11 protein-coding genes are annotated in these 12094 nt (G+C 71.3%); all 11 read left to right on the forward strand.

The genetic code is table 11. The features are described 5' to 3' along the window. Positions 1-2: 2 nt before the first annotated feature. The 11 genes from ACIBM5_RS23300 (at position 3) to rpoZ (ending at position 11955) form a co-directional block, all read left to right on the forward strand. Positions 3-1016 carry an aspartate carbamoyltransferase catalytic subunit gene (locus tag ACIBM5_RS23300; RefSeq protein WP_396008580.1) on the forward strand — a complete coding sequence of 338 codons (1014 nt, stop codon included), beginning with the start codon at positions 3-5 and terminating at the stop codon, positions 1014-1016. Next, positions 1013-2299: a dihydroorotase gene (locus ACIBM5_RS23305; protein ID WP_396008581.1), complete on the forward strand. Its 1287-nt coding sequence runs from the start codon at positions 1013-1015 to the stop codon at positions 2297-2299. The genes ACIBM5_RS23300 and ACIBM5_RS23305 overlap by 4 nt, the downstream gene beginning before the upstream one ends. Further along, positions 2296-2922, forward strand: a complete 627-nt coding sequence (locus ACIBM5_RS23310; RefSeq protein ID WP_396008582.1) for a hypothetical protein — start codon at positions 2296-2298, stop codon at positions 2920-2922. Before ACIBM5_RS23305 ends, ACIBM5_RS23310 begins: the two co-directional genes overlap by 4 nt. 5 nt (positions 2923-2927) lie before the next feature. Further along, complete coding sequence (gene carA, locus ACIBM5_RS23315) at positions 2928-4061, forward strand: glutamine-hydrolyzing carbamoyl-phosphate synthase small subunit (RefSeq protein WP_391587644.1); 1134 nt, start codon at positions 2928-2930, stop codon at positions 4059-4061. Continuing rightward, on the forward strand, positions 4054-7365 hold the full coding sequence (gene carB, locus ACIBM5_RS23320; RefSeq protein ID WP_396008583.1) for a carbamoyl-phosphate synthase large subunit: 3312 nt from the start codon (positions 4054-4056) through the stop codon (positions 7363-7365). The genes carA and carB overlap by 8 nt, the downstream gene beginning before the upstream one ends. Positions 7366-7373: 8 nt before the next feature. Further along, a complete protein-coding gene (locus ACIBM5_RS23325; RefSeq protein ID WP_396008584.1) occupies positions 7374-8225 on the forward strand; it encodes a dihydroorotate dehydrogenase electron transfer subunit in 852 nt (283 codons plus the stop codon). Then, positions 8225-9247 (forward strand): dihydroorotate dehydrogenase, encoded by a 1023-nt coding sequence (locus tag ACIBM5_RS23330; protein WP_391587524.1) that lies wholly within the window; start codon positions 8225-8227, stop codon positions 9245-9247. The genes ACIBM5_RS23325 and ACIBM5_RS23330 overlap by 1 nt, the downstream gene beginning before the upstream one ends. Before the next feature lie 173 nt (positions 9248-9420). Continuing rightward, entirely contained in the window at positions 9421-10116 is a 696-nt protein-coding gene (pyrF, locus tag ACIBM5_RS23335) for an orotidine-5'-phosphate decarboxylase (protein ID WP_391587523.1), read from the forward strand. Between the two features lie 587 nt (positions 10117-10703). Continuing rightward, the gene (gene mihF, locus ACIBM5_RS23340) at positions 10704-11027 is read left to right on the forward strand and encodes an integration host factor, actinobacterial type (protein ID WP_026218483.1); all 324 of its coding nucleotides are present in this window, start codon (positions 10704-10706) and stop codon (positions 11025-11027) included. Next, positions 11011-11613, forward strand: coding sequence for a guanylate kinase (gene gmk, locus ACIBM5_RS23345; RefSeq protein WP_020551791.1), 603 nt, complete (start codon positions 11011-11013; stop codon positions 11611-11613). Before mihF ends, gmk begins: the two co-directional genes overlap by 17 nt. 78 nt (positions 11614-11691) lie before the next feature. After that, complete coding sequence (gene rpoZ, locus ACIBM5_RS23350) at positions 11692-11955, forward strand: DNA-directed RNA polymerase subunit omega (protein WP_020551792.1); 264 nt, start codon at positions 11692-11694, stop codon at positions 11953-11955. Positions 11956-12094 lie beyond the last annotated feature (139 nt).

Genomic DNA, 12094 nt, shown 5'->3' on the forward strand with positions numbered 1-12094 from the left:
CAGTGAAGCGCCACCTGATCTCGGCCGCGGACCTCACCCGCGACGACGCCATCCTGATCCTCGACACCGCCGAAGAACTCGCGCACATCGCCGAGCGGCCGATCAAGAAGCTGCCGACGCTGCGCGGCCGCACCGTGGTCAACCTGTTCTTCGAGGACTCCACCCGCACCCGCATCTCGTTCGAGGCCGCCGCCAAGCGGCTGTCCGCGGACGTGATCAACTTCTCCGCCAAGGGTTCCTCGGTCTCCAAGGGCGAATCGCTCAAGGACACCGCGCTGACCCTGCAGGCGATGGGCGCCGACGCGGTGGTCATCCGCCACCACGCCTCCGGCGCGCCGCACCGCCTGGCCGGCTCCGGCTGGCTGCGCGGCTCGGTGGTCAACGCCGGCGACGGCACCCACGAGCACCCCACCCAGGCGCTGCTCGACGCGTTCACCATGCGGCGCAGGCTGGCCGGCGGGCGCGGCGATCTCGAAGGCCGCCGGATCACCCTTGTGGGTGACGTCCTGCACAGCCGGGTCGCCCGCTCCAACGTGCTCCTGCTGGCCACCCTGGGCGCCGAGGTCACCCTGGTCGCGCCGCCCACGCTGCTTCCGATCGGCGTGGAGACTTGGCCCTGCACGGTCTCCTACGACCTGGACGCGCCGCTGCCCAAGAGCGACGCGGTGATGATGCTGCGCGTGCAGCGCGAGCGGATGAACGCCGCGTTCTTCCCCACCGAGCGCGAGTACTCGCGCCGCTACGGCCTGGACCTGCGCCGGATGGCGATGCTCCCCGAGCACGCCATCGTGATGCACCCCGGCCCGATGAACCGAGGCATGGAGATCGCCGCCGAGGTCGCCGACTCGACCCGCTCGACCATCGTCGAGCAGGTCACCAACGGCGTCAGCGTGCGGATGGCGGTCCTGTACCTGCTCCTGGGCGGCAACGAACCGGCCCTGAGCGCCCCGAGCACGTCCGGCACGTCCGGCACCCCGAGCACCCCGAGCACCGGCACCGAGGAGAGCACCAAGTGAGCACGTACCTGATCAAGGACGCCAAGGTCCTCGGGGGCGACGCGTCCGACGTGCTCATCCGCGACGGTGTGATCGCCGAGATCGGCACCGGCCTGACCGCCGACGGCGCCACCGTGATCGAGGCCGCCGGGCAGATCCTGCTGCCGGGCCTGGTCGACCTGCACACCCACCTGCGCGAGCCCGGCCGCGAGGACGCCGAGACGGTCGCCACCGGCGCGAACGCGGCGGCGCTGGGCGGCTTCACCGCCGTGCACGCGATGGCCAACACCGACCCGGTCGCGGACACCGCCGGCACCGTCGAGCAGGTCTGGCGACTCGGCCAGGAGACCGGTCGTTGCGACGTGCACCCGGTCGGCGCGGTCACCGTGGGCCTGGCGGGCAAGCGACTGGCCGAACTGGGCGCGATGGCCGACTCGGCCGCGCGCGTGCGGGTGTTCTCCGACGACGGCAAGTGTGTCGACGACGCGGTGATCATGCGCCGGGCGCTGGAGTACGTGAAGGCCTTCGACGGCGTCGTCGCCCAGCACGCGCAGGAGCCCCGGCTGACCGAGGGCGCCCAGATGAACGAGGGCACCGTCTCCGGCGAACTGGGCCTGCGCGGCTGGCCCGCGGTCGCCGAGGAGTCGATCATCGCCCGCGACGTGCTGCTCACCGCGCACGTCGGCTCGCGCCTGCACGTGTGCCACGTCTCCACCGCCGGTTCGGTGGAGATCCTGCGCTGGGCCAAGTCCAAGGGCTGGAACGTCACCGCCGAGGTGACCCCGCACCACCTCCTGCTCACCGACGAACTCGTGCGCAGCTACGACCCGGTCTACAAGGTCAACCCGCCGCTGCGCACCGCCGCCGACGTCACCGCCCTGCGCGAGGCGCTCGCCGACGGCACCATCGACGCGGTCGCCACCGACCACGCCCCGCACCCCAGCGAGGACAAGGACTGCGAGTGGGCGGTCGCCGCGATGGGCATGCTCGGCCTGGAGACGGCCCTGTCGATCGTGCAGGAGACCATGGTCGACACCGGCCTGCTCGACTGGGCCGGCGTCGCCGACCGGATGTCCGTGCGCCCCGCCGCGATCGGTCGGCTGGAGGGGCACGGCCGCCCGGTCGAGGTCGGCGAGCCCGCCAACCTGGTGCTGGTCGACCCGACCCCACGGCGTACGGTCGAACCGTCCGAACTCGCCTCGCGCAGCCGTAACACCCCCTACGCCGGACTCGAACTCCCCGGCAAGGTGGTCGCCACGTTCCTGCGCGGCGTACCCACGGTGATCGACGGGAAGCTCGCGTGACTCCAGGCACGGCCCACCACGACCTGCTGCTGCTCGCCACCACCGAACAGAAGTCGGCGGAGGTGACGAACTGGAGCGGTCGCATCCTCTGGATCGGCATCTGCCTCGTCTTCGTGCTCGGTGTCTACCTGCTGATGTGGCGCGCCTGGAAGAAGCGAGGCGAGCGCCAGGCGGCGCTGCCCGCACTGCCCACCGCGCCCGAGTCCGGCGCAGCGCCGCTGCTGCCGCCGCTGGTCGGGCGCTACTTCGGCAGCACCACCGCCGGCGACTGGCTGGACCGGGTGGTCGCGCACGGCCTGGGCACCCGCAGCCCGGTCGAGCTGACCCTGCGCCCGGACGGCCTGGTGGTCGAGCGCCCCGCCGCGACCGACTTCTTCGTGCCCGCCGCGGCGCTGACCGGCGTGCGGCACGAGAAGGGCATCGCCGGGAAGGTGCTGCCCGAGGGCGGCCTGCTGGTGATCACCTGGACGCACGGCGACACCTCGCTCGACTCCGGCTTCCGCAGCGACCACCCGGACGACCACGACGCGTGGATCGAGACCATCACCCGGCTGATCGCCGGGGAACTGCCGGCGACCGCCGGCACCGCTACAAGGAACCACCAGGAAGGATCGGTCACGTGACCGCAATGACCGGACGGGCCACGACGCCTGCGGTGCTCGTCCTGGAGGACGGGCGCACGTTCCGCGGCAGCGCCTACGGCGCGGTGGGGGAGACGTTCGGCGAGGCGGTGTTCTCCACCGGCATGTCGGGCTATCAGGAGACCCTGACCGACCCCTCGTACCACCGCCAGGTCGTCGTGATGACGGCCCCGCACGTCGGCAACACCGGCGTCAACGACGAGGACCCCGAGTCGTCCCGGATCTGGGTCTCCGGCTACGTCGTCCGCGACCCCGCCCGAGTGCCCTCCAACCACCGCTCGCGGCGTTCGCTCGACGACGAACTGGTGCGCTACGGCGTGGTCGGCATCAGCGGCATCGACACCCGCGCGCTGACCCGCCACCTGCGCGAGCGCGGCGCGATGCGGGTCGGCATCTTCTCCGGCGACGCCGCCCGCGCGGACGAGGCCGCGCTGCTGGAGCGGGTGCGCACCAGCCCCGAGATGGCCGGCGCCGACCTCGCCGAGCAGGTCAGCACCGACGCCGCCTACGTGGTGCCCGCGATCGGCACCAAGCGCTTCACCGTCGCCGCGCTGGACCTGGGCATCAAGGGCATGACCCCGCACCGGATGGCCGAGCGCGGCATCGAGGTGCACGTGCTGCCCGCGACCGCCACGCTGGAGGAGGTCAACGCCGTCGCCCCGGACGGGGTGTTCTTCTCCAACGGCCCCGGCGACCCGGCCACCGCGACCCACCAGATCGAGCTGCTGCGCGCCGTCCTGGCCCAGGGCACCCCGTTCTTCGGGATCTGCTTCGGCAACCAGCTGCTCGGGCGCGCGCTGGGCTTCGGCACCTACAAGCTCAAGTACGGCCACCGTGGCATCAACCAGCCCGTGCAGGACCGCACGACCGGCAGGGTCGAGGTGACCGCGCACAACCACGGCTTCGCCGTGGACGCGCCGCTGGACACCGTCTCGGACACCCCCTACGGGCGGGCCGAGGTCAGCCACGTGTGCCTCAACGACGACGTCGTCGAGGGCCTGCGACTGCTGGACCGACCCGCGTTCAGCGTGCAGTACCACCCGGAGGCGGCGGCCGGCCCGCACGACTCCGCCTACCTGTTCGACCGTTTCGTCACGCTGATGGAGACCAAGAGTGCCTAAGCGCAGCGACCTGAAGTCCGTCCTGGTCGTCGGCTCGGGCCCGATCGTCATCGGCCAGGCCGCGGAGTTCGACTACTCCGGCACCCAGGCGTGCCGGATCCTCAAGGCCGAGGGCCTGCGGGTGATCCTGGTCAACTCCAACCCGGCCACGATCATGACCGACCCGGAGATCGCCGACGCGACCTACGTCGAGCCGATCACCCCCGAATTCGTCGAGAAGATCATCGCCAAGGAGCGCCCCGACGCGCTGCTGCCCACCCTGGGCGGGCAGACCGCGCTCAACATCGCGGTCTCGCTCAGCGAGAACGGCGTGCTGGCGAAGTACAACGTCGAGCTGATCGGCGCCAACCTCGACTCGATCCAAAAGGGCGAGGACCGCGACCTGTTCAAGGGCGTGGTCGAGCGGGTGCGGGAGAAGATCGGGCACGGCGAGTCGGCCCGCTCGGTGATCTGCCACTCGATGCAGGACGTGCTCGACGGCGTCGAGACGCTCGGCGGCTACCCGGTCGTGGTCCGCCCGTCCTTCACCATGGGCGGCGCCGGCTCCGGCTTCGCGCACGACGAGGAGGACCTGCGCCGGATCGCCGGCCAGGGCCTGACCCTGTCGCCGACCACCGAGGTGCTCCTGGAGGAGTCCATCCTCGGCTGGAAGGAGTACGAGCTGGAGCTGATGCGCGACAAGCACGACAACGTCGTGGTCGTCTGCTCGATCGAGAACTTCGACCCGATGGGCGTGCACACCGGCGACTCGATCACGGTCGCGCCCGCGATGACGCTGACCGACCGCGAGTACCAGACGCTGCGCGACGTGGGCATCGCGGTGATCCGCGAGGTCGGCGTGGACACCGGCGGTTGCAACATCCAGTTCGCGATCAACCCCGAGGACGGCCGGGTGATCGTGATCGAGATGAACCCGCGGGTGTCCCGCTCCTCGGCGCTGGCCTCCAAGGCGACCGGCTTCCCGATCGCCAAGATCGCCGCGCGGCTCGCGATCGGCTACACGCTGGACGAGATCCCCAACGACATCACCAAGGAGACCCCGGCCAGCTTCGAGCCCTCGCTCGACTACGTCGTGGTCAAGGTCCCGCGCTTCGCCTTCGAGAAGTTCCCGGCCGCCGACGACCGCCTCACCACCACGATGAAGTCGGTCGGCGAGGCGATGGCGATCGGCCGCAACTTCACCGAGGCGTTGAACAAGGCGCTGCGTTCGCTGGAGAAGAAGGGCTCGCAGTTCGACTTCGTCTCCGAACTCGCGGACAAGGACGCCCTGTTGGTCGCGGCCGAGAAGCCCACCGACGGCCGGATCAACGTGGTCATGGACGCCATCCGGGCCGGCGCCACGCCCGAGGAGCTGTTCGAGGCGACCCGGATCGACCCGTGGTTCCTGGACCAGATGTACCTGATCCACGAGATCGCCGGCGAGGTCCGCGACGCGGCCGAGCTGACCCCCGAGGTGCTGCGCCTGGCCAAGCGGCACGGCCTCTCGGACCTGCAGATCGCGGCGATCCGGGGCATGCGCGAGGAGGTCGTGCGCGAGGTGCGCCAGGCCCTGGGCGTACGTCCGGTGTACAAGACCGTGGACACCTGCGCCGCCGAGTTCGCCGCGCGCACCCCGTACCACTACTCCTCCTACGACGAGGAGAGCGAGGTCGCGCCGCGCACCAAGCCCGCCGTGATCATCCTGGGCTCCGGGCCGAACCGGATCGGGCAGGGCATCGAGTTCGACTACTCGTGCGTGCACGCCGCGTTCGCGCTGCACGACGCCGGCTACGAGACCGTGATGGTCAACTGCAACCCGGAGACCGTCTCCACCGACTACGACACCTCCGACCGGCTCTACTTCGAGCCGCTCACCCTGGAGGACGTGCTGGAGATCGTGTACGCCGAGACCCAGGCCGGACCGGTCGCCGGCGTCCTGGTCCAGCTCGGCGGCCAGACCCCGCTCGGCCTCGCGCAAAAGCTCAAGGACGCGGGGGTGCCGATCGCGGGCACCTCGCCCGAGGCGATCCACCTCGCCGAGGAGCGCGGCGCGTTCGGCCGGGTGCTGGCCGAGGCCGGCCTGCTCGCGCCCAAGCACGGCACCGCGTTCTCCTTCGGCGAGGCCAGCGCGATCGCCGCCGAGATCGGCTACCCCGTGCTGGTGCGACCCTCGTACGTGCTCGGCGGACGCGGCATGGAGATCGTCTACGATGAGCCCTCCCTGGCCACCTACCTGGAGCAGAACGCCGGTCTGGTCAGCGACCACCCGGTGCTCGTCGACCGCTTCCTCGACGACGCGATCGAGATCGACGTGGACGCGCTCTACGACGGCGAGGACCTCTATCTCGGCGGCGTGATGGAGCACATCGAGGAGGCCGGCATCCACTCCGGCGACTCGGCCTGCGCACTCCCGCCGATCACGCTGGGCGCGCACGACATCAAGCGGCTGCGCGCGGCCACGCTGGGCATCGCGCGCGGCGTCGGGGTACGTGGACTGATCAACATCCAGTTCGCGCTCTCCGGCGACATCCTCTACGTCCTGGAGGCCAACCCGCGCGCGTCGCGGACCGTGCCGTTCGTGTCCAAGGCGACCGCGGTGCCGCTGGCCAAGGCCGCCGCGCGGGTCTCGCTCGGCGCCACCATCGCCGAACTGCGCGCCGAGGGCCTGCTGCCCGCCGAGGGCGACGGCGGCACGCTGCCGATGGACGCGCCGATCGCGGTCAAGGAGGCGGTCCTGCCCTGGAACCGCTTCCGCGACACCAAGGGCCGCGGCGTGGACACCGTGCTCAGCCCGGAGATGCGCTCCACCGGCGAAGTGATGGGCATCGACGCGGTGTTCGGCACCGCATACGCCAAGTCCCAGGCAGGTGCCTACGGATCGCTGCCGCTCAAGGGACGCGCGTTCGTCTCCTTCGCCAACCGGGACAAGCGCTCGATGGTGTTCCCGGTCAAGGCCATGCACGACATGGGCTTCGAGATCCTGGCCACCGAGGGCACCGCCGAGGTGCTGCGCCGCAACGGCGTGCCCGCCACGGTGGTGCGCAAGCACAGCGAGGGCGCCGGCCCGGCCGGTGAGCCGACCATCGTGCAGATGATCCACAACGGCGAGGTCGAGCTGATCGTCAACACCCCGTTCGGCACCGGCGGCCGGCTCGACGGCTACGAGATCCGCACCGCGGCGGTCACCCGGGGCATCCCCAGCATCACCACGGTGCAGGGCTTCGCCGCGGCGGTGCAGGGCATCCAGTCGCTGATCGCCGGCGACATCGGGGTGCGCTCGCTCCAGGAGCACGCCGACCACATCACGTCCCACCGAAAGGGCTGACGACACCGATGGCACTTCCCCTGCAGGTGCAGGCGGAGATCGTCGGCCGCGAACCCGCGGGCGCGTACCACCGCATGGTGCTGCGCGCCCCCGGGATCGCCGCCCGCGTCGAACCCGGCCACTTCGTCGCCGTGGCGATCGGCGGCGTGGACTCGGCGATGTTGCTGCGCCGCGCGTTCTCCATCCACCGGGCCGACCCGACCGCCGAGACGATCGACGTGGTCTTCGCCGAGGCCGGGCGCGGTACGCGCGAATTGGCCCGCCTGCGGGTCGGCGACAGCGTGAACGTGGTCGCGCCGCTGGGCACGCCGTTCCCGCTGCCGGGCGAGCCGGTCAGCGCGGTGATGGTGGCCGGCGGCTATGGCAGCGCGCCGATGTTCGCGCTCGCCGAGAAGATCGTGGCCGAGGGCGGCTCGGTCGCCTTCGTGCTCGGCGCGGCGACCGCCGAGCGGCTGTACGGCGTGGACCAGGCGCGGGCGATCACCGAGGACGTCGTGGTCACCACCGACGACGGCTCCGAGGGCGTGCGCGGTTTCGTCACCGGCCCGCTGCCCGAGGTGCTCACCGCGGTACAGGCGGACGTCGTGTACGCGTGCGGGCCGATGGGCATGCTGCGCGCGGTCACCGCGGTGGCGACCGCGCACGACGCGCGCGTATTCACCGCGGTCGAGGAATCGATGGCGTGCGGCGTCGGGGTATGCATGACGTGCGTGCTCCCGGTGGTCGGCGACGACGGGGTCAGCCGGTTCGTCCGCTCGTGTGTGGACGGCCCGTGCTTCGACGGCACCAAGGTGCGCTGGGACGACGCCGGCACGATTCCGGCGGACATCGAGGGCGCAGCGGCGATGGGAGCGCACTGATGACCGACGGGTACAGCGGTTTCGACGACGATGGCGACGCCGGCGACTTCGACGCGCCGCCGTCCACGATCATGCTGCCCGGCGGCGGGATCGACCTGGCCACCCGGCTCGGCTCGACGCTGCTGCCGAATCCGGTGACCACGGCCTCGGGCTGCGCCGGCTACGGCAAGGAATTGGCCAAGTTCTTCGAACCGGCCGCGATCGGCGCGGTGGTCACCAAGACGATCATGCCGTACCCGCGTTCGGGTCGGGCCACCCCGCGGATGGCCGAGACGCCGTCCGGGATGCTCAACTCGATCGGCCTCCAGGGTCCGGGCATCGACGCCTTCGTCGAGCGCGACCTGCCCTGGCTGGCGGCGCGCGGCGGACGCACCATCGTGTCCATCGCGGGCGGCCACGTGGACGACTTCGTGGCGCTGGCCGAGCGGCTCAAGGGCGCGCCCGGCGTGGTCGGCATCGAGGCCAACATCTCGTGTCCGAACGTGGCCAACCGGGGCCAGGTGTTCGCGTGCAATCCGGCCACGTCCTACGACGTGATCCGGGCGGTCCGCGACGCGGCCGACCCGCTGGTGCCGGTGCTGGCCAAGCTGTCGCCCGACGTCACGTCGGTCGTGGACATCGCCCGGGCGTGTGTGGAGGCGGGCGCGGACGGCCTGTCGATGATCAACACGCTGCTCGGCATGGTGATCGACACCGACACGATGAAGCCGGTCCTGGCGGGCGTCACCGGCGGGCTCTCCGGCCCGGCGGTGCGGCCGGTCGCGGTGCGCTGCGTCTACCAGGTGCACGCGGCGATGCTGGACGGGCAGATGGCGCAGGTGCCGATCGTCGGCATGGGCGGCATCCGAACCGGCCTGGACGCGCTGGAGTTCATCCTCGCCGGCGCGGCGGCGGTGTCGGTGGGCACGGTGATCTTCAACGACCCGTCGGCGCCGGTGCGGATCCTGGACGAGTTGCGGGCGGCGCTGATCGCCCGCGGTTTCGGGTCGCTGGAGGCGGCGATCGGGTACGCGCACCGCTGAGTGGTTCGCGACGCATGGCGGGGATGCCGGTACGGACGGGGTTCGTGCCGGCATCGCCGTGTCCGGGCTCGGGCTCGGGTCGGTACCCGGGTCGGGCCCGGGTTGCGGCTCGGGCCGGTGCTCGGCCCCCCGGGGGCGGACGAATTTTCGATGTCGACGAGAGTGGGATTTCGATGAGCAACCTCGCACCCGTGGCGGTGGCCCTGGACGCACCGGACGCGGACCGCGCGCTCGCGTGGGCCAAGGCCGTGGGCCCGTATGTGAGCACGGTCAAGGTCGGCCTGGAGGTGTTCCTGCGGGACGGTGCGGACGCGGTCTCGGGCGCCCGTGAGGCCAGCGGCGGACGGGACGTGTTCCTGGACCTGAAGCTGCACGACATCCCGAACACGGTGGCGGGCGCGGTGCGTTCGGTCGCGCGGCTGGCGCCGACCTACCTGACCGTGCACGCGAGCGGCGGGAGCGCGATGATCCGCGCCGCGGCGGACGCGGCACCGGAAGTGAACATCGTCGCGGTGACGGTGCTGACCTCGATGGCCGAGGAGGACCTGGCGGCGATCGGCCTGGCGGGCCCCTCGATCGAGGCGGCCCGCCGGCTGGCCGGCCTCGCGGTCGGAGCCGGGGCGCGCGCGATCGTGTGTTCGCCGCGCGAGGTCGCGGCGGTGCGGGCCGAGGTGGGCCCGGGCATCGTGCTGATCACCCCGGGGGTGCGGCCGGCGGGCGCGGCCCTCGGCGACCAGAGCCGGGTGGCCACGCCCGAGCAGGCGTTGGCCGACGGCGCGGACCTGCTGGTGATCGGGCGGCCGATCACGGGCGCGGCGGACGTCGGCGAGGCGGCGCGCGCGATCGGGGCGGGCCTGGCCGCGCGGTAGGTGCGGCGGGGCGCGCCGGTGGTGCCGCCTCGGTCGGTGGGCGCTGCTCGGACATGCGGGGCCGCGAATGCCGCTGGGGCGTGTGTGTGGCGCCGGACCGGGCTTTCGGCACCCGGGGTGCCGGCCGCCGCCCGGGAGCGCTCCGAAGGCGCCCTGGGGCCGCTGCGGCGGTTTCCGCATGCTCCGGCGGGGGTCGAAGGGACCGTGCCGCGTCCCGCAGAGCCGATCGCCCCCGGGCCGATCCCCGCCCCGGCGTGCTGCTCACCCCGGGTCGGGCGTCCGGGCTCGCTCCGCGGTCGCCTCGCGCAAGAGCGCCGGGAGGGGGTACGGAAGCGCGATCGGCGCCGCCGACCGCCCCGAAGCCGCCCGACGCTCCGTCAGGTTCGGGTTCTGCCGCAGGTAGCCGGGCTTTTCCCATCGATTCGGGCGACGCGGACCGATTCGCCGACTAGGCTCCCTCGTGAGCCGGCCCGGTGGAGTGTCGCGCGTTGCCGCGAACGCTCTGACCAGCTAGGTTCCACTGTTTGTTGGTGGCCGTCCGAGCCGGGCGGCCTTGAGGATCGCAACGAAGTCCGAGGTGACACGGCGTGGCTCTCCCACCCCTGACCCCCGAAGAACGCGCGGATGCGCTCGCTAAAGCCGCTGCGGCTCGGCGGGAGCGCGCCGAGGTGAAGAACCGGCTCAAGAACTCCGGTGCTTCGCTCAGCGACGTCATCAAGGAGGGCAAGGACAATCCGGTCGTGGGCAAGATGAAGGTATCGGCCCTCCTGGAGTCCCTCCCCGGCGTCGGCAAGGTGCGCGCCAAGCAGCTCATGGAGAAGCTGAACATCTCCGAGACCCGGCGCGTCCGCGGTCTCGGCACGAACCAGATCGCAGCACTCGAACGGGAATTCGGTGGCTCCGCGTCCTGACGCGGGCGCCGGCTCCGATCCCCGTACCGTGCACGGCACCCGTCGACTCACCGTGCTCTCCGGCCCCTCCGGGGTCGGCAAGAGCACGGTGGTCGCTGACCTGCGCCGCCGTCACCCCGAGGTTTGGCTGTCTGTGTCCGCGACCACACGCAAACCCCGTCCGGGGGAGAGCGACGGTGTGGAGTACCACTTCACCGACGGCGATCAGTTCGACAAACTGATCGCCTCGGATGAATTGCTCGAATGGGCCGAATTCGCCGGGAACCGATACGGAACCCCGCGACTGCCCGTGCTCGAACGGCTTGACGCCGACGTACCGACCCTGCTCGAAATCGACCTGCAGGGCGCCCGGCAGGTACGGCAGGCGATGCCCGAGGCACGCCTGGTGTTCCTCGCCCCGCCCTCGTGGGACGAATTGGTCCGCCGTCTGGTGGGCCGGGGGACCGAATCCCCCGAAGTCATCGAGCGGCGCCTGGCCGCCGCGAAGGTCGAGTTGGCCGCGGAATCCGAATTCGACGTGACGCTGGTCAACACGTCCGTCGAAGACGTCGTCCGCGAACTGCTAGCCTTGATGAACGTATCTTGATCGTTCGGGCTGCCCGATAGCCGACAGGCAGCCCGACTTTCACCCACAGCTTTCACAGCTTTTCGAAGGGCCCCCGCCTTGTCAGCTTCTTCCACCGCACCCGAGGGCATCATCAACCCGCCCATCGACGAGCTCCTGGAGGCGACCGACTCCAAGTACAGCCTCGTCATCTACGCGGCGAAGCGTGCTCGGCAGATCAACGCCTACTACTCGCAGCTCGGCGAGGGCCTGCTGGAATACGTGGGTCCGCTCGTGGACACGCACGTGCACGAGAAGCCGCTGTCGATCGCGCTGCGCGAGATCAACTCGGGCATGCTGACCGCCGAGCCCATCGAGGGCTGAGCGAGTCACGCGACTCGACGGCGCCGTATCTGCGCTGTATCGCTGAACCGGTAGGACGCGAAGGGCCCGACGGAGTTCCGTCGGGCCCTTCGTGCGTTTCGACCGTACGTACCGCGTGCCGACCGATCGTCTTGACCCT

This window comes from Embleya sp. NPDC050493 (assembly GCF_044458105.1).
Classification (GTDB): domain Bacteria; phylum Actinomycetota; class Actinomycetes; order Streptomycetales; family Streptomycetaceae; genus Embleya.